General features: G+C 51.2%; 17 protein-coding genes and 1 rRNA gene. 1 reads left to right on the forward strand and 17 read right to left on the reverse strand.

Going from position 1 to position 17,795, the window contains the following annotated elements; all coding sequences use genetic code 11:
• Positions 1-20: 20 nt before the first annotated feature.
• From C8J48_RS17010 to C8J48_RS17030, 5 genes are all read right to left on the reverse strand, one after another.
• A complete protein-coding gene (locus tag C8J48_RS17010) occupies positions 21-794 on the reverse strand; it encodes a TatD family hydrolase (protein ID WP_107728454.1) in 774 nt (257 codons plus the stop codon).
• 38 nt (positions 795-832) lie between these two features.
• The gene (gene lepB, locus C8J48_RS17015) at positions 833-1,363 is read right to left on the reverse strand and encodes a signal peptidase I (protein ID WP_245891273.1); all 531 of its coding nucleotides are present in this window, start codon (positions 1,361-1,363) and stop codon (positions 833-835) included.
• Between the two features lie 291 nt (positions 1,364-1,654).
• Positions 1,655-3,628, reverse strand: coding sequence for a methionine--tRNA ligase (gene metG, locus C8J48_RS17020; protein ID WP_107728455.1), 1,974 nt, complete (start codon positions 3,626-3,628; stop codon positions 1,655-1,657).
• A gap of 659 nt (positions 3,629-4,287) precedes the next feature.
• Entirely contained in the window at positions 4,288-6,144 is a 1,857-nt protein-coding gene (locus C8J48_RS17025; protein WP_107728456.1) for an ATP-binding protein, read from the reverse strand.
• An 18-nt stretch (positions 6,145-6,162) separates the two neighbouring features.
• Positions 6,163-7,119, reverse strand: coding sequence for a DNA double-strand break repair nuclease NurA (locus C8J48_RS17030; protein WP_107728457.1), 957 nt, complete (start codon positions 7,117-7,119; stop codon positions 6,163-6,165).
• A 324-nt stretch (positions 7,120-7,443) separates the two neighbouring features.
• Between C8J48_RS17030 and C8J48_RS17035 the strand changes: the two genes are divergently transcribed.
• Positions 7,444-7,719 (forward strand): AbrB/MazE/SpoVT family DNA-binding domain-containing protein, encoded by a 276-nt coding sequence (locus tag C8J48_RS17035; RefSeq protein ID WP_107728458.1) that lies wholly within the window; start codon positions 7,444-7,446, stop codon positions 7,717-7,719.
• 172 nt (positions 7,720-7,891) lie between these two features.
• Here C8J48_RS17035 and C8J48_RS17040 read toward each other — a convergent pair whose 3' ends face one another.
• From C8J48_RS17040 to rrf, 12 genes are all read right to left on the reverse strand, one after another.
• Entirely contained in the window at positions 7,892-8,872 is a 981-nt protein-coding gene (locus C8J48_RS17040) for a DUF7916 family protein (protein WP_107728459.1), read from the reverse strand.
• Positions 8,869-10,272, reverse strand: coding sequence for a PTS transporter subunit EIIC (locus tag C8J48_RS17045; RefSeq protein ID WP_107728488.1), 1,404 nt, complete (start codon positions 10,270-10,272; stop codon positions 8,869-8,871). Before C8J48_RS17045 ends, C8J48_RS17040 begins: the two co-directional genes overlap by 4 nt.
• Before the next feature lie 432 nt (positions 10,273-10,704).
• Positions 10,705-11,589 carry a 16S rRNA (cytidine(1402)-2'-O)-methyltransferase gene (gene rsmI, locus C8J48_RS17050; RefSeq protein WP_107728460.1) on the reverse strand — a complete coding sequence of 295 codons (885 nt, stop codon included), beginning with the start codon at positions 11,587-11,589 and terminating at the stop codon, positions 10,705-10,707.
• On the reverse strand, positions 11,561-12,025 hold the full coding sequence (locus C8J48_RS17055) for a GIY-YIG nuclease family protein (protein ID WP_342748265.1): 465 nt from the start codon (positions 12,023-12,025) through the stop codon (positions 11,561-11,563). The genes rsmI and C8J48_RS17055 overlap by 29 nt, the downstream gene beginning before the upstream one ends.
• 61 nt (positions 12,026-12,086) lie before the next feature.
• Positions 12,087-12,434: a DNA replication initiation control protein YabA gene (gene yabA, locus C8J48_RS17060; RefSeq protein WP_107728461.1), complete on the reverse strand. Its 348-nt coding sequence runs from the start codon at positions 12,432-12,434 to the stop codon at positions 12,087-12,089.
• Between the two features lie 59 nt (positions 12,435-12,493).
• Positions 12,494-13,297 (reverse strand): PSP1 domain-containing protein, encoded by an 804-nt coding sequence (locus C8J48_RS17065; RefSeq protein ID WP_107728462.1) that lies wholly within the window; start codon positions 13,295-13,297, stop codon positions 12,494-12,496.
• Positions 13,257-14,285: a DNA polymerase III subunit delta' gene (gene holB, locus C8J48_RS17070; protein WP_170105668.1), complete on the reverse strand. Its 1,029-nt coding sequence runs from the start codon at positions 14,283-14,285 to the stop codon at positions 13,257-13,259. The genes C8J48_RS17065 and holB overlap by 41 nt, the downstream gene beginning before the upstream one ends.
• An 81-nt stretch (positions 14,286-14,366) precedes the next feature.
• A complete protein-coding gene (locus tag C8J48_RS17075) occupies positions 14,367-14,693 on the reverse strand; it encodes a cyclic-di-AMP receptor (protein WP_107728464.1) in 327 nt (108 codons plus the stop codon).
• Between the two features lie 36 nt (positions 14,694-14,729).
• Positions 14,730-15,365 carry a dTMP kinase gene (tmk, locus tag C8J48_RS17080; protein ID WP_107728465.1) on the reverse strand — a complete coding sequence of 212 codons (636 nt, stop codon included), beginning with the start codon at positions 15,363-15,365 and terminating at the stop codon, positions 14,730-14,732.
• Positions 15,366-15,453: 88 nt separating this feature from the next.
• Complete coding sequence (locus tag C8J48_RS17085) at positions 15,454-16,896, reverse strand: aminotransferase class I/II-fold pyridoxal phosphate-dependent enzyme (RefSeq protein WP_170105670.1); 1,443 nt, start codon at positions 16,894-16,896, stop codon at positions 15,454-15,456.
• Positions 16,897-16,930: 34 nt separating this feature from the next.
• Entirely contained in the window at positions 16,931-17,137 is a 207-nt protein-coding gene (locus tag C8J48_RS17090; protein WP_245891274.1) for a sigma factor G inhibitor Gin, read from the reverse strand.
• A 563-nt stretch (positions 17,138-17,700) separates the two neighbouring features.
• Positions 17,701-17,795, reverse strand: a 5S ribosomal RNA gene (gene rrf, locus C8J48_RS17100); the annotation flags it as partial.

Genomic DNA, 17,795 nt, shown 5'->3' on the forward strand with positions numbered 1-17,795 from the left:
TGACTTCCATTCCTTCCCCGTCAATTCTCGATTTGAAACAGACGATTGGCGTTGTCACTCGTATGCTGGGCCACTTCTTCCAATGTTAACCCCCGTAGGTCTGCGATCGCTTGCGCCACCAAGCGAACATATCCCGTCTCATTCCGCTTACCGCGGTTGGGATGCGGCGCCAGATAAGGGGCGTCGGTTTCCACCAGTAAACGGTTAAGCGGTACACGTTGGGCGATTTCCTTCGGCGTCTTCGCATTTTTAAAGGTGACGGGACCACCCAAGCCGATCATAAAATTCATCTCCAGGCATTGTTCTGCAATCTCCCAATCTCCACCGAAGCAATGCATCACACCGCCGACCTCTTCCGCTTTTTCCTCCCGTAAAATCTGAACCACATCGTGATGCGCATCCCGATCATGAATGATAATCGGCAAATTTACTTCCCGGGCTAAGCGAATCTGTTGGCGAAATACGCTTTCTTGCACTCCACGGGGGGAGTTGTCCCAATAATAATCCAGACCCATTTCCCCCAGTGCCACCACTTGAGGATGATCCGTCAGGGATTCCAACCAGTCCAAATCATTCACCGTACAATCTTTGGCATCATGGGGATGCCACCCGACCGCGGCATAAATAAAATCATGTTTCTGCGCCAATTCCAGCGTAGCCATAATCGTTTCGCGGTTAAAACCGACGTTAAGCATGCGGCTGACACCGTATTCTTCCCGCGCTCGGCGCAGCACTTCGTCCCTGTCTTCATCAAACTGCTCATCATTGATGTGGGTGTGGCTATCAAAAAGCATGAATGATTCCGTTCCTCTCTTGATATGTGTGGCGTCAATCAATCGCTCTGTTGATTAAACAGCAACTGAAATTGGTTGAGGGGCATCAACTGAACATCGGCCCGTCCCACCACTTCTCCAATGGAGACTGCGCCAATTTCACGGCTGTCTCGGCTGTGGTTGCGGTTATCGCCCATCACAAAGAGGTGATCGGGTGGAACCACCGTCTCAGGCATGTTTTTTCGGATTCGTTCCTGATTGATGTAAGACTCCTTCAATTTCTCACCGTTACGATAAACTTCGCCGTTTTTGACGCTGATTTTATCACCGGGTTTTCCGATGACGCGTTTGATGTAATCCCGTTTTTCCGCAGTGTGAAAAACGACAATATCCCCATACTCCGGATCACGTACATCATAAATCCATTTATTAACAATCAACCGTTCATTCCCCTTAAATGTCGGGTACATCGATTCCCCGTGAACTTCATAGGGTGCGAACAGAAACACGCGTACCACAATCATCAACGATGCCGCTACAATCAAGGCCGTCATCCACTCATTAGCAGCGCTCTTTGCCTTATTTCCCAATCTAACCCCCTCCAAACATTTCTTGTTCCTTCCATTCTACCCGTTTTCAATTCAGAAATCAGCCATTTCCACCTACTGAAGGATAAAAAATCCCGTTTGATTGATCCACAATCTACTTCAGTTAGTTTTTCCAAAAGAGACTGATTGACAAGCGGGAGTCGTTCCCTTTTTCATCTAAAAATCCCCCTATAAAGGGGGATTAGATTGATGACAAAGTGGTCCCGGGTCCCGATTTCCTTATCAGGGTTTGTCAAAAGCCTCATCCCCCCTTTTACAAGGGAATTCAGACTTTCACTTCACCCGGGTGCCGTTGGGAATGTCAGCAGCGACGGTGGAGAGGACGAGGCGCTCGCCTTCTTTGGCTGCCAGCACCATTCCCTGGGAAAGCTCTCCCCGCAGTTTGACGGGTTTAAGGTTGGCGACACAGATCACCTTTTGTCCAACCAGCTCATCAGGGGTGTAATGCTGGGCGATACCAGCCACGACTTGGCGCTGTTCATAGCCGAGATCCAATTGCAACTTCAGCAAGCGATCAGCACCCTTGATCCGATCGGCTTGAAGAATTTCCGCCACTCGTAAATCGACTTGTGCAAACTGATCGATGGTGATGAGATCATCCGGTTTCGATTGATTCTCTTTTTTGGCATTGGATTGCGCTTCCGCTTTTGGCTCTTCACCCACAGGTGTTCCTCCCATCATGCGCACAATTTCTTTCGCTTCTTCCTCTACATCCAGGCGTGGAAACAGCGGCTTTCCTTTTTTGACACGGGTGCCGACGGGAAAGGAGTCAAAGACGAGACTGTCCCAATCGGTATGCTTTTCTTCGGTCAAGCCCATCTGCTCCCACATCCGAGCCGGTGTGCGTACTAAAAAAGGGTGAATCAGAATGCTGACCAGGCGGAGACTTTCCAGCACATGGTTGAGAACGGAAGCCAGCACCCCTTTTTTGGCGGGATCTTTGGCCAGCTCCCACGGCATCGTTCCTTCCAGATAACGGTTGGTGCCCCGCACCAATTCCCAGATGGAGGCCAGAGCAACGGAAAACTGCATCCGATCCATCGCTTTTTCAACTTTGGCAACCGTCTCGTTCGCCAGTCTGACCAACGCATCATCATGTTCAGTGGCGCCGGGGATTCGTTCCCCCACCACACCATCGTTATATTTATTCACCATTGTCAAGGTGCGGTGGAGCAGGTTACCCAGATCATTGGCCAAATCGGCGTTGGCCCGCTCGACAAACCCTTCTGGAGTAAACACGCCATCCTGGCCAAAGGGAACTTCCCGCAGCAGATAATAACGGAGCACATCCAAGCCGAAACGGTCAATCAAGGGCAGGGGATCGACCACATTTCCTTTTGACTTGGACATTTTGCCGTCTTTCATCTGGAAAAAGCCATGGGCAAACACTTTTTTCGGTAGCGGCAAATCCAAGGCCATCAGGATGATGGGCCAGTAAATGGTGTGAAAACGGACAATATCCTTTCCAACCAGGTGCACATCCGCCGGCCAATGCTGCTGATATTTGGAATCGTCTTCTGTTCCGTAGCCGAGTGCGGAGATATAGTTGGTTAAGGCGTCCAGCCATACATACATCACATGCTCCGGGTTGCTGGGAACCGGAATCCCCCAATCAAAGGTGGTACGGGAGACGCACAAATCCTCCAGCCCCGGTTTGATGAAGTTTTGTACCATCTCATTTTTGCGGGATTCCGGCTGGATAAATTCCGGATTTTCCTCATAATATTGGAGCAGCCGATCCGCATATTTATTCATACGGAAAAAATAGCTCTCCTCCCGCACTTTCTCCACCGGCCGACCGCAATCAGGACAATTGCCATCCTTCAGCTGCCGCTCGGTCCAAAACGATTCACACGGCGTACAATACCAGCCCTCGTACTCATCCAAATAAATATCTCCCTGATCCAACAGACGTTGGAACAGATTTTGCACCACCCGTTTATGGCGCGGTTCTGTGGTACGGATAAAATCATCGTAAGAAATCTCCAGTTGGCCCCATAAGTGTTGAATGCCTTTTACAATCTCATCCACAAATGCTTGTGGGCTTTTCCCTGCCTCAGCGGCGCGCCGCTGAATTTTTTGACCGTGCTCATCCGTTCCGGTCAAATACATCACATCAAACCCGCGCAACCGTTTGTAACGAGCCATGGCATCACCCGCCACCGTGGTATACGCATGGCCGATATGCAGTTTGTCGTTGGGATAATAAATCGGCGTTGTAATGTAATAGGACGGTTTTACGCTCATGATCGTCTCTCCTTACCCGGATATTAATCAAAATAAAAAACCACTCACCCTATTGGGGCGAGAGGTTGTCTCACGCGGTACCACCCAGATTTGGTATAGCCTTGCGGCTATACCCTCCATCAGTGTTTGATGCGTCCTTATTCTTTAGTCAGAGCCATCTAAGCCCGGGTCAAAGGTAGGCTCTTCACCGCTTTTCAAGTCGGATTGATGCCATCCTCATGATAATCCGGACGAACGAAGGTGTACGACCCAACAAACACTGTCCCGATAACGCCGGGGAACGCCCCTCCCTATACACCGATACGGCTTCAAGAGGGGTTCTCGAGGGCCATCTTCCCCCATTGCCTCCCATACCGGCTTTCACCTGGTCCGGCTCTCTGTCATGGGCAGCGCAGGGGTACTCCTCCCTGTCGACAAATCACGATGTATCCACTATAAACGATTATCTTCAATTATAGACAAAAGAGTGGATTTGAATCAAGGGCGGAAGGAATTTCGGTTTGATGACCAAGTGAGCCCAGAGTCCGATCTTCGTTTTCGCTACTCTTTCCCTCTCAACGATGAAGGGCTGCCCGCTTCGGGTTACACCGAACAAAGCTCTCCTCTCCCTTTATCAGCAGTCTTAGAAGAAACTCTATGATCCTATATCTGAGCGTTGGTTAGCCTTTAACCGCAGTTGTAATGCGATCGTAGCGGTTGACGAAGGGGGATTCCTTTTTCGCCAGCTTTCCCCGTTCCGCCCAGGATTCCAGCTCTGCTCGCAGCCGCTCCACATCCCAATCTAACCCGCATTCACGGTTGATCTCATCACAGGCATTAACCAGATCGGTATCAAACAGGGGCAAGCGCGCTTCAATCACTCGCAACACCCGATCCTCCCGTTCCGCTCTCACCGCCCGCAATTCATCAAAGGGATTGGCCACATGGGGACTATGAGTATAAGCCGCTCGGATGCGCACAAACACGGTACGGCCAAACAGGGCAGAAGAGATAAAGGTATCACCGGAACTCAGGTATGGAAGGCGTTTGCCCTCTTCCGGCGTTAAGTCGGTCTCTTCCCGCAGTGTCGCGATATCGGTGCCGCGAACCGTGCGAAAGACAAATTTTGTATTTAACTGAGCCGTGATAGTTTCATCCAGAAGCGTTGGACGTTGGGTGGCCAAGATCAAAAAAGCGCCATATTTGCGTCCTTCCTGGGCGATCTCTTTTAAAATCGACTTTGGCGGCGAATCCAATCCTTTGGGGGCAAAGTTGTGCGCTTCGTCCGTTACCGTGATAAACGGCGGGAAGAATGTCCCCTCTTCACCATTCATACGGGCATCTTTATACTCTCTGCGCTTACGGTAGAGCGAGCCGATCACATAAGTGGAAAACACTTGCAAAATCCAGGATGGGCCTTGAACTACTACCAGCTTTCCCTGTTCCATTCCGCGCTCGATCGAACGGATATCCCGCTGGAACAAACCTGCCTTCTCCAGACGATTTAACCGCCATTGCACCCCTTTGACGGAAGCGAGGGGAAGGCTGCCAAACTGATGGTGCAATTCCATCAGCTCTTTAATCTGTTCCGCTTCCGTGGGCGTAAGATCGTCTTCCCGCAGCCGTTTTTTTAGTCCTTGCACCCCTTCTTCAATCGCTTGCGCCACATTGTCCAATCGATCGCTAAAGGAGGTATAGGAATCTTTGCGCCGATGCAGGGATTGCACTACATTTACCATTGATTCAGAGACACCACCGCCGGCGGCCCCTACCAGACTTACCACATCACGGGTGGACAGATCAGAAAAGGAGATACCCACCTCGCGTCCCACTTGTACCGCAATCCAGCGATTATCGAAAGAAGGGGCATAAGGGGCCAATTCCGTCATCCCTTCTCCAAAGCTCATCTCAAAATGAGGATCAAATACCAGCGTTGGAATCGATAACTTCATCAATTCCTCCAAGATCACCCGCAGACCGAATGATTTACCGGAGCCAGAGCCGCCGAATATCCCCATATGGGGGTATTGCTGCATCGACTGAATATCGAACAAAAAGGGAACCCCTGCTTGCGGACGAATATCTCCTGCTTCCATCAGATGTACCTTATCCCGCAAATCCTCGTCCAATCCGTCCTGTAGCGAGTCAGTCCCCCGTATCTCTCCCAGCACCATCCCTTCCTCTGGGGTGGTTTTTACCAACAGATGGCGCACCTCGTCAAACCGCGGCGGCCGCACTTCAGAACCGGTCTGAACCGGGTGCGGCGCCTCTGCAAACAAGCGCAGCTTCGCCAGGTTAACCTCATCGGATCCAATGTCGTACCCGATCTGCTCCAGTGACTGCAACACCTGGGAATCCACTACGGACCGGTCTAAACCCATCGGGATAAACCGATTGTAGGAGAGTGTCTCCACCACTTCCCCCCGGGGATTGCCCAAGGGATCGTCTTTGATCACCAGGATCTCATTGATACGAAATTTGCGGTCCTTTGACGCTACATATACTTCCTGTTGCGTCGTCACACCTACCACTTGCATCGCACTCGCCTCCTTCTCCTATAAAACGCGGTCTTTTCGTTTCGGCACCAACAGTCGATGCCTGAGATCTGGGTCGATATATTGCTCCACCAGCGCCGTTACTAAGGCGTCCGTCACCCGTACCTCACGGTCTACAATATCCAGCCACAACGGAATCCCCCTACCTTGAGCGGGAGTAAGTGTATGTACTAGACGTAGTAGATCAGCTTGGCTTTCTTGTTGGCTGAGCAAGCCGTCCACCCCGACGGGTTGCGGACTCTTGGAGGAACGGAGCACCGCCTTCCATAACGCAGGGCCTGATGGATTTAACGCCTCGGACACATATACTTCACTCGGTTGTAACACCCCAAACAGCACTTCACGATCGGCACAAGCCGTCTGCTCGGGAAATAGTTTACGCGCCAACGAACGGGTGCCGATCTCCTCCGATACACCGATCAATAATACATTGGCCGCTTGCGCTTCCTGAGCCAAGACCTCCCACGCCTCCGGATGATCAATCCAAAAATGGAGCAGCGATCCGTCCATCATGATCACAGGAGGTTGCCACCGCCGAATCGTCTCCCGCGCCACATCAATCTCCAGTCCGGCCAACAACCGACCGCGGTGCTTTGCCTCCCGGGCCAACTCCCCTTCCTCGCCGCTCTCTCCTCCATCCAGCAGGGGAGTGTATAAGTCTGCATCCCAAACTTCTTCACCGCGAGTCCCTTTGGCAAGAGCCTGAAATACGGACAAGACGTGGGGATGGGCTCCAGGAGTCGAATTGACGGAACCATCGACTCCCACCAAACTACCGCTACCCAACCACGCTTTCATCTCCTGGCCTGTCCACTTGCGTACCGAAGAAAAGCGGCCCATGCGGGTTAGCTGCTCCCGGATACTTTTCGGTTCAAACACATCGCTGGGATACACCCGCCTCAGTTCGCGATTGGCCTCTTTTAGGCGGTGTTTCAATTCTTCTGACACATTAAGCATCGCTCACTCTCCCTGCGAATGGCTGTTCACTTTTCTTTTCCAGTGTACAGGAAAAAGACAGCTCCCGGAATCCCTGACATCCCTTTCCCTACCGGTCTGCATGAAAATACACTCCTATATTTACGAATCTGCTGATCGACGAACCATACTAAAATCGACAAATTGGATATCTAAAAAAATTTTCTATAAAATCGATAGGCTGTTATATTGACTGTTATGGGAATCGCTGGTATGATGATGGAGATGTCGTTAATGTCGAAATTTGACGGCATTGCATAACCAAGACCAAAAACTTAGACCAAAGAATGAGAGGGGACATTCACAATGCTCAAATCTACAGGTATTGTACGGAAAGTAGACGAACTGGGCCGTGTCGTTATTCCGATCGAACTCCGCCGTACTCTGGGAATCGGGGAAAAGGACGCCTTAGAAATTTATGTCGACGGAGAACGAATCGTGTTGAAAAAATACGAACCGGCTTGCATTTTTACAGGGGAAGTAGACAACACCGTTCGCTACAAAAACAAAGTAGTCAGCCGTAAATGTATTGAAGAAATGTATACGATTTTGAATAAAGAAGAAGGCGTAACGGCTAAATAACATAATTTATAACAAACACTTCTGATTTTCCAAACATATCCCATCTTTGCGAATTGGGCTCACGCCTAATCGCCTTCTACCAAAAGGCCCTTCCATGGAGAAGGGCCTTTTGGTTTTTCATTTATCATAGGACTCAAAAATCCCTTCCATTCATGGCGATATGGCTCTCATTCTAACGCAATCGGGATTGGGCCATCCGACGGTAGGTGTGCCGTTTTCCTTTTAATGCGGTCGAAAAGGATAAAATATTTTCTGGAGGCGCCATACCGGCAAAACCGGCATCCCCGATATGAAAGAGATCACCGCCCAGGCTTTTTCCGTCCACCGCCCATCGTTCCAGCAGGGAAGCTTGCGCTCCTTCCTGGGAAGTACCAATCGTCAGCATCGCCTGCATACCGAGACGGTGAATCCGTTCAATCCAATGGGCCATCTCTTCTCCACGAACCCCCGGAACGGTGCCGGGTTGCGGTAATAAGAGCACATTGGCCCCCGCTTGCGCCAACCGCTCCAATATTCGTTCCTCCAGCCACTGGCCGTCATTATGCCATGTTCCCGCCCCATGCATTTTCCCCGCCATCAACGGCACCTCAGGGCCAAACACGTTTCTCAACTCCTCCACCTGACGGGCGATTGCCTCCCATGTCACACCTGTGCCGGGATTGCCCGTCAAAACGAGAAAGCGGGCACCTTGCTCCAAAGCTTGTTCCGCTTGCGCAACCCCTGCCCGCCGCCCGGTGGCTACCACTGACTGTGGCAAGTCGGTTGGCACCGGTTCCAAATTGATGCCCGTAGGCCGACCGATAAACTCCGTCACCTTACCAGGGGTGACACCCCAGCCCATCAGGGGCAATAACGGCCCTAAACCCGACTCCTCCCACATCTCTCCAGAGGGGATCGCCTCCTCGCGGCTGGGAAAGCCCGACACTCGTGGCTGATCGACGTTATAGCGGTTTAACAACAGCAAATCCGCCCCAAAGGCGGCCGCCAATTCCGGATTGGCGCAACCATCCACCAGTGGCATGCTGTCCACTACCGTTTCCGTTACCACCGTCCGCCCCTCAGCAGCGCGAATCGCTTCCAGCAGCCGTCTGCCCGTCAATTGCGACAGCTGCTCCGGTGTTTGGTCCAACAGTCGTTTTACCGACGGATTCACTCTTTCTCCCCTCCCATCAGACGCAGAATACGATCTTTTAACAACTCGGAGCGGGTACCGAATACCGCTTGATAATGACCGGAACCGACTCGGATCACACCAGCGGCCCCCAGTTTTTTCAATTGATCCTGATCCAATTTGGACTCATCCTTGAGCGACATCCGCAAGCGGGTGATACAGGCGTCCAATTGCTCCACATTTTCTTTTCCCCCAATCGCTTGCAACACATCCACAGCCAACTGCTCCAACGAATCCCCTTTCTCTTCAGTATGATCATGGGCTGTTGTCGCTACTCCTTCCTCTTCCGTCTCCTCGATCCGTCCCGGCGTCGGTAGATTCCATCTGCGGATGGCAAAACGGAAGATAACATAATACAACAGCGCATACCCCAGACCGATCAGGAGAATCCACAGGGCGTTTGTAGACAAATGATAGTTGATCACATAATCGAACAACCCCGCTGAAAAGCCAAACCCCTGCTTCACATCCAACAGATACAAAAGGGCCATCGAGCTGCCGGTGAGGATCGCATGGATCGCATACAAAACGGGAGCCAAAAACATAAAGGCAAACTCAATCGGTTCGGTGATCCCGGTTAAAAACGCCGTCAAGGCGGCACTGAGCAACACCCCTGCCGCCGCTTTGCGCTGGGACGGTTTCGCCTCATGAATCATGGCCAACGCCGCCGCCGGCAAAGCGAACATCATAATTGGGAAAAATCCGGCCATAAAGATACCCGCCGTTGGATCTCCTGCAAAAAAACGCGTCAGATCACCGGTTACCGCTTTCCCGGCTTCATTGGTAAATTCCCCAACATTAAACCAGACCAGGGTATTTAAAATATGATGCAGACCAAAAGGAATCAGTAAGCGGTTGAGCAGACCATAACCGAATAAGCCTGTCGCCCCTGCTCCAATCACCCAGTTGCCTGCGTCTTGGATGCCCGCTTGAATCGGTGGCCAGATAAACAGAAATAAGATCCCTACAACAAACATGGCAAAGGACGTAATAATGGGAATAAAGCGCTTACCGCCAAAAAATTGAAGCCAATCGGGCAATTGGATATCATGATATTTACGATACAGATAAGCGCTGATCAGACCGGTGATAATACCACCGAAAACCCCTGTGTTCAATTCCTTGCCGTCCATCCCCAAGATCGCGGTCAACACCATATACCCCGCCACCGCTGCCAAACCCGCTGCCCCGGCGCCTCCCGTCAGACCGATCGCCACACCGACGGCAAACAGAATCGGCAAATTACCCAAAATCCCGTCGCCACCAGTTTGCATCACACTACCCACTTGAGCGAGAAAAGTTCCCTCTCCTGCTTGGTTGCCGAGCAACACACCTAACGAGAGGAGAATCGCAGCTGCTGGCATCACCGCAACCGGCATCATCAACGCCTTTCCCAACTGTTGCAATTTTCCAAAAAACGTCCGCAAAATCGATACACCTCCAAAGATGAAATTGCTATATCCTATGTGGGCATGTCTCGGATGAGTCCCTGCGATCAAGCAAAAAACATCCCCAATCGAAAAAAAGGGAGGCCGATGCCAACCACTTTCACCGTCTGTACCTGGACACATCAAAAAATGGCCCATACGACTCACGCCGTGAAATCGGTGGGATGGACAGTCGAAACATACGCCCGTATGCTTATTTCTATCTCTTTAAAAGGAATCCCTTTTTACACTAACCGGATTGAGACTTGTGCTGGAAAGCCCCCACTCTTCCCACCCACGACGATTCCGTTGAATGTCACAGCGAAAGTTTTGCTTTTAAAACTGAGGGTGTACATCATCTTCATGCCTAATTTTTAACATACTCACCTATTCGCTGTCCACCGCCCGATGATAAGCATTATAAACCTCACGTTTGGGCAGAGAGCGCTCTTGGGCCGTCTGCTGGATCGCCTCTTTTTTCGACATGCCCTGGGCGATATAGTGATCCACATGTTGAACCAGAGATAGCGACTCCCACCAAGGCGCTTCCTCCTCCTGATGCACATCGCGATCGGCACCAGCCACAACCAGAGTTATCTCCCCCTTGACTCCTCCCTCTACTAAAGCGGACAATAAACTGTTCACATCGCCGCGCAACCATTCCTCATGTCGCTTGGTCAATTCGCGGACCATCGCGGCGGGTCGATTCCCGAAAACAGCGGCTACATCCTTTAACATCGCCGCCACTCGATGAGGAGCTTCATAAAAGATAAGCGTTGCCGGTACCGTTTTCCATCGCTCCAGTTCTTGCACCCGCTCTTTGCGCTGGCGGGGCAAAAAGCCGACAAAAAGAAACGGCTGCGGCGGCAGACCGGATGCCACTACTGCCGACACGGCTGCATTGGGTCCGGGAATCGACACAACGGGAATATCAGCCTCGATGGCGTCCCGAATCAGCTCCTCCCCTGGGTCGGATAGTCCAGGCATACCGGCGTCGCTTACCAGAGCAAACGTCTCCCCTTGTATCAACCTTCGGATCAACTCTTCTCCGCGTTGGCGACGGTTATGCTGATGGTAACTAATGAGGGGTACGGAAATGTTCAAATGACTGAGGAGTTTGCGGGTATGACGGGTATCCTCGCAAGCAATGCCGTCGACGGACGCCAACACTTCGCGCATCCGTTGGCTGCAATCGCCCAGATTGCCGATAGGGGTTCCCACAATATACAATTTGCCTCTGCTTTCATCGGTAAAGCTCTTCTGTCTCTCCATTGCGATTCCTTTCTTGTTGACCGGCGGCGATTAGCTGCCGTTTATCTTTGCGACTCAGCGCCTTAATCTCCCGTTCCCGCCGTGATGCGCTGGCGCGATCCGGATGTTCTTCTGTCCAAACCAGCTTAAAAGGGCCGCGTCCACGGGTATATTTGGCCCCTTTGCCTTGATGATGTTGGTTTATTCGCTGTTGCAAATGATTGGTGATGCCCGTATAAAGAGTGTTATCACCACATTCCAAAATATATACCGTATAGCCGTTCTTCTCTCTCATCGCCTGCGCTCCTTTGTAGCTGAGCATGAAAAAAATCGTGCCGCTAAGCGGCACGGTGAAATTGCTAACAAACCCGAAACCGGCGGCCAAAAAGAAAAACATAGTGGCCGCTAAACGGTTGGAGCCTTCTGAAACTCCGCTGGGCAAACTGTCAAAGGGCACTATATCGGAAACCGGTCCATCGCCTTTATCAATAACCTCATTGTGCCGCCGAGCGGCACGTTTATTTTTCCTCTTGCGAAGTCTTACTTAAAAAGGATAAACAGAATAAGCAGTCTCCATTGGTCCTCATATTGCCGTAATGGACATTACAGACGTGAAATCCTTCATTGTACAGTCGAGCCAAGTTATCATGGCCTTCCCCGATCCCGTCATTTTCGGAGGAGGCGGATCGTTGATCCGGGTTCAGCTGTTCCAGCTGTTCCCGCAACGCTTGATTTTCCAGAGCTAGCCGCGTATTTTCTTCGAGCATCTGTACAATCTGTTGCTTTAATCCGCCCAGCTCTTTATACAATTCCCCGATCTGGTCTTCGAGTTGGGTCATCCGATTCAGAATGGCCTGCTTCTCCACGCCCCCCACCTCAATCACCGAAAATCGTTGCAGCCTAACATCGCCGTTATACACAAACCCTATACTAATGCGGTTACCTCATCGGCGGAATGCTCTACGGTGCGGCCCGAATCGACAAGCTCCACCTGAACGCGTCGTTCCAACAGATTCAACAATACCACACGGCCGTCCCCTTCAGGGGTGGTAACCTTCATACCGACGTCGGGCATCTTCTTTTTGGCTTCCACATACGTATCATTTTCATACTTGAGACAACACATCAAGCGGCCGCACAGTCCGGAAATCTTGGCCGGGTTTAGCGACAAGTTCTGATCTTTGGCCATCTTAATTGAAACCGGTTCAAAGTCTCCTAAAAACGATGAGCAGCAGAGCACGCGACCGCAGGGACCGATTCCACCCAGCATTTTCGCTTCGTCACGCACCCCAATTTGCCGGAGTTCAATCCTTGTACGGAAAACAGAAGCCAAATCTCGGACCAATTCGCGAAAATCGACTCGACCATCTGCTGTAAAGTAGAAAATGATTTTATTACGATCAAATGTATATTCCGCATCGACCAACTTCATCTCCAGGCCATGTTGAGAAACTTTTTCCCCACACAGCTTCAGCGCATCTTTGGCCGCTTGCCGATTACGCTTCATCTGCTCTACATCGTCGGCGGTGGCAACACGGATCACACTTTTTAAAGGCAGGACAACTTCGTCCTCCGTCACATAGCGGATTCCAGAAACAATCATCCCGTATTCCACACCCCTGACCGTTTCCACGATCACAGGGTCATCCCGGCGAATGTTTAAATCACCAGGATCAAAATAATATATCTTACCCGCTTCTCGAAAGCGGACTCCAACGACTGCCAACATGATGGGCTCCCCCCTGCATCGCCAGCACCATTCGCTCCAGCACGGCCTGGGGTTGAACATTGCCAGCCAGCTCGTTGCGGGCTTGCACAACAATCTCCATTCCCCGTACCAAGTCAGACATTGTCCACATGGATGCTTGGCGCCGACAGGATTCGCTCCACGATGCGAACACAGCTTGCTTTTCCCGGTTTAGCCGGTGGTTCATCACATCACGCAACCACCACAGCAACAGATCTAAAACGACCTCCAACCGCGCCCCCCACTCTTTTTCCGCTAGTAGGCGGGTCTGCACCGAAACAAGCGCATTGGAACGACCGGAAGCGATCTCCTCCCCCCATTTTATCACTTGCTCACAAAGCAGGGCAAACTTGTCCAGTTGCAGAAGTTCCCTGGCCTCATTTACACCGCTGACCAGATGAGAAACAACCGGGGCTAATCGGGGGTCCGCCTCCTCCTTCATCAGTTGCGCAGTAATGGTATCCGGTGAGAGCGGAGCAAAGCGTAAAAGCTGGCAGCGAGAGAGAATGGTCTGTAAAATCGCATGGGGCTGTTCCGTCAGCAAGATGGCAACCATACGGGCGGTTGGCTCCTCTAGAAATTTGAGCAGGCTGTTGGCCGCTTCCAGTGTCATCTTCTCCGCTTGCCGAATGATCACCACCCGCGTTACTTCAGCAGTGGAACGAAAGGAAAACTGCTGCTGTAAATGGCGCATCTGACCGATTTTTATGGAAGCTCCCTCCGGATCCACCCCACGCACATCCGGGTGATTACCGTGTTGAATCTGCCGGCATGTTCGGCACGTTCCACACGGCTTTTCCCCCTGAACTTCACAATTGAGCGCTTGCGCCAGCGCGAGAGCAGTCCGTTCTTTACCAACCCCTCTCGGTCCGGCAAAACAATAGGCGTGGGTGATGCGGTTAAGAGCGATCGCTTTTTTTAAAATTCGGATCACCCGTTCCTGGCCGTTAACATCACCGAATGTGGTCATGTTCTTCCCTCCGTTTCCACCGCCCCAGCCCCTCTCTCCTGAAGGAAACTGATGCCCCATCAACAAAAGTTGTTCTTCCTATCAAAAATGTTCAAAGCGATCCACCGGCAGGATAAACACCGTAGCCCCTCCCACCTGCACTTCCACCGGATAATGGACATAGGAGTCGGCGTTGCCCATGGAGGAAAGGGGAGTCATCATTTTTTTGCGCGATTGGCAGTTGTCCTTGATCAGTTTTAAAACCTCGTCAATCCGTTCATCTTCAATCCCAATCAAAAACGTGGTGTTTCCCGCCTTGAGAAACCCGCCGGTGCTGGCCAGCTTGGTGGCCCTTACATCCGCCTCTACCAACGCTTTTGACAAACGATTGCTATCCTGATCCTGAATGACGGCCACAATCATTTTCATCCTCGTTCCCCCTTTAAATCGAGCAAGTACGCATGATTACGAAGTCGTCGGCAAAAACGGTTGTACATCATGCACAATTGTAGTAAAGACATCGTCTTGCGATTGCATCGCATCAACTAGGACAAACCGCTCTTTCTCCTGTTGTGCCAGCTGAAGATAGCCTTGCCGAACCTGTTCGTGGAAAGACTCGCCTTTTCCTTCCATGCGATCAATCCCCTTTTTTCTTAATCGCAGGCGACGCATGCTTTCTTCCACAGGCAGATCAAGAAGATATGTCCGGTTCGGTGTCAATCCACCGGTTGCAATTCCATTAATCGCGATCACTTCGTCGATGGCTCTGGCATGACCGATCGACTGATATACCAAGCTTGTATCCACATAGCGGTCGCATAAAACGATCTCTCCCCGTTTGAGGGCCGGACGGATCACTTGTTCCACCAACTGTGCACGGGATGCGGCATATAGGAGTATTTCCGTGCGCAACGTCATATCGGATAAAGTATGGTCATCTAACAATATGTTCCGTACTCGCTCCCCGACTGGCGTCCCTCCCGGTTCCCGGGTTAAGGTGACTCTCCATCCCCGATCTTTTAACCATTGCGCCAACCGCTGAATCTGTGTCGATTTTCCGCCCCCTTCGGGGCCTTCAAAGGTAAAGAAAAGACTGTTCATTCCGTTCCTCCATCCAGCACAACCTGGGGTTGATGACAAAAAGTTTTAAGTGATGCGGACAGATTCGCTCCTCCAGTCCGTTTGTGATTCATTGTAACACGAAGATTGATAACGGTGAACGGGAAGCCAGTCCCCGGATTTTGGCTTCATTTTGATATTGATCCCGGATGGCAGATACATGCTGCTCAGAAATCGTCTCCCCTGGCAAAATTAACGGTATACCGGGAGGGTATGGAACGACAGCCACTTTTGCTACTAACCCGACTGCTTCATCCAAGGGAACGGGGACCGCCGCTTGGCGATGAATCTTATCCAAGGGTTGGGCACTATCTGCCAATAACGGGGTTTGAAGATGTATCTGCTGAGATTCACGGGGAAAAGTCGTCACAACGTCATCCAGATGTCGTAGAGCATGGATGAATCGGGTAAACTCCGCTTCTTGGTTGCCTGGTGTAAATACAGCCAATACCCGTCGGTGATCCGCCAGTTCCGGCCATAAGTTTTGCTTTTCTAAAAACCGGGCCAATCGGATTCCAGAAACCGCTTCACCACGCACCTCCGCCATCAGTGACAATTTTAATGGATCACGTTCCATCACAGCGGGCATTTCCCGGATAGATTGCAACCTGTTTACTTCAAGGCGTAAACGAAGCAACCGTTGCAATAACCGCTCCAATTGCTCCTCCCCCTCTGTCGCCATCAGACGGCGGGCCACATCGAGAGAAGCCATCAACGGATAGGAAGGGGAACTGGATTGAAGCATACGTAACCAGCTCGCGACCCGTTCATTGTCTACCCGTAATCCTTTGAGGTGTAACATCGATGCTTGTGTCATCGCCGCTAACAGCTTATGGGTGGATTGTACCGCCGCATCCGCCCCTTCGTTTAAGGCTGAAGCAGGTAGATCCGGATGAAAGCCAAGGTGGGCACCATGTGCTTCATCCACCAACAACGGACGGTTACATGCATGACAAACCTGGGCCAATTGCCGTACCGGCTGTATATGTCCGTCATAATCAGGGGAAGTGATGAAAGCAGCCTTTGCCTCCGGGTAGCGTGAAAAAGCTTCCCGCAGCACTTCGGGGTCGAGGGAACGAGGCAAGCCCCGTTCATCTATTCCACCGCTGACGTAAATCGGTTGAACTCCCGCCAAAATGCATCCGTTCCAAACCGATTGATGGGATTCCCGCTGCACAATCAATCGGTCCCCAGGTTGACACGTTGCCAAGATGAGGGCCAGATTTCCCGCTGTGCTCCCTCCTACCAGAAAAAAAGAACGATCCGCACCAAAGCAAGCAGCCGCCAGCTGTTGCGCTTCTGCAATCGCTCCTTCCGCCTGATGAAGATCATCCAAGTTTCCCACTTCCGTCAGATCCAGGGGAAGTAACGAAGAAAAAAAAGAGGAGGCTTCCCGATCAAAAAAACGGCCACCCTTATGACCCGGCACATGAAAGTTCCCCATCGTATCTCCGGCAAACTGCGTAACCGCTTCCCACAGTGGAGCACGAAGTTGCGCCTTATCTTTTACCATATTATCTCCCACTCCCGAAAAAAGCGGCGGCTGGTTACAGCCCCCGCTCACCGGTGGTTTCCCGGTTTTTCCAAAGATTACGCATCCGAATAACATATTGGGGATAGCGTTCGTCTTCCACTTTTGTGTTAACAATATCTTGTTCACAGTCTTCACAAATAAATTCATCCAATATTTTGATCCCCTTGGCCTGCTCCTTTTGGCAAACAAGGCAGGAGATCCGATCGATCGATTCAGCCAAAGCAGACCCACCTTTTTTTCATTTTTCCCACCATTATGGCCAAATTAAATGGGGTCTATACTGCCGATCACACCTTTAGTATATCACGGTGACTTCCCCAAGATCGGCGTTCATTTGCAGATGAATCCTGTTGTATTCGGTCGCCATAATTGCCTCACAAGTCTTTTCCTTGTTGTCGGGGTTTCCAATTATAGCAAAGAGTGAACCACTCAAGAGATATATCCATGGGGAGTCTCCATGTAATTATATTCATCAACTGTGATTGGCAACCCCAAACCTGTAAAAAACTCCAAAGCACTGCGTGAAAACCAACTCTCCCCTAAAAACAGGACCCGGACAAAGAACAAAAGTAACCATTGGAATCATTTCAGCAGAAATCGCGGCCACAAGGGGTGCACCACCTCGTATTACGCCTGCCAAGTCGCGCGGAGCCGGGTGATGAATGTAACACACCTTTCGTACTGTTTCGGTGTGTTTGCTATCATGCATGCCGGTTTTCCCTCTTACACAACAGAAAAAACCACCCAATAAGGGTGGTTTTTATTATGCCCGATATGGGCTTTGCCTGGCAACGTCCTACTCTCCCAGGGGCCTGCGCCCCAAGTACCATCGGCGCTGGAGGGCTTAACTGCCGTGTTCGGGATGGGAACGGGTGGAT

Source organism: Desmospora activa DSM 45169, from assembly GCF_003046315.1.
Classification (GTDB): domain Bacteria; phylum Bacillota; class Bacilli; order Thermoactinomycetales; family DSM-45169; genus Desmospora; species Desmospora activa.

What these genes read in the sequence shown, in the direction of transcription:
- C8J48_RS17025 (WP_107728456.1), bottom strand. Translation starts at nt 6,144, where the DNA reads ATGCAAGTGGTAGGTGTGACGACGCAACAGGAAGTATATGTAGCGTCA.
- rsmI (WP_107728460.1), bottom strand. Translation starts at nt 11,589, where the DNA reads ATGGAGAGACAGAAGAGCTTTACCGATGAAAGCAGAGGCAAATTGTAT.
- C8J48_RS17030 (WP_107728457.1), bottom strand. Translation starts at nt 7,119, where the DNA reads ATGCTTAATGTGTCAGAAGAATTGAAACACCGCCTAAAAGAGGCCAAT.
- C8J48_RS17010 (WP_107728454.1), bottom strand. Translation starts at nt 794, where the DNA reads ATGCTTTTTGATAGCCACACCCACATCAATGATGAGCAGTTTGATGAA.
- metG (WP_107728455.1), bottom strand. Translation starts at nt 3,628, where the DNA reads ATGAGCGTAAAACCGTCCTATTACATTACAACGCCGATTTATTATCCC.
- tmk (WP_107728465.1), bottom strand. Translation starts at nt 15,365, where the DNA reads ATGAACAGTCTTTTCTTTACCTTTGAAGGCCCCGAAGGGGGCGGAAAA.
- C8J48_RS17065 (WP_107728462.1), bottom strand. Translation starts at nt 13,297, where the DNA reads ATGTTGGCAGTCGTTGGAGTCCGCTTTCGAGAAGCGGGTAAGATATAT.
- C8J48_RS17045 (WP_107728488.1), bottom strand. Translation starts at nt 10,272, where the DNA reads ATGATGCCGGTTGCGGTGATGCCAGCAGCTGCGATTCTCCTCTCGTTA.
- C8J48_RS17035 (WP_107728458.1), top strand. Translation starts at nt 7,444, where the DNA reads ATGCTCAAATCTACAGGTATTGTACGGAAAGTAGACGAACTGGGCCGT.
- C8J48_RS17075 (WP_107728464.1), bottom strand. Translation starts at nt 14,693, where the DNA reads ATGAAAATGATTGTGGCCGTCATTCAGGATCAGGATAGCAATCGTTTG.
- C8J48_RS17085 (WP_170105670.1), bottom strand. Translation starts at nt 16,896, where the DNA reads ATGGTAAAAGATAAGGCGCAACTTCGTGCTCCACTGTGGGAAGCGGTT.
- holB (WP_170105668.1), bottom strand. Translation starts at nt 14,285, where the DNA reads ATGACCACATTCGGTGATGTTAACGGCCAGGAACGGGTGATCCGAATT.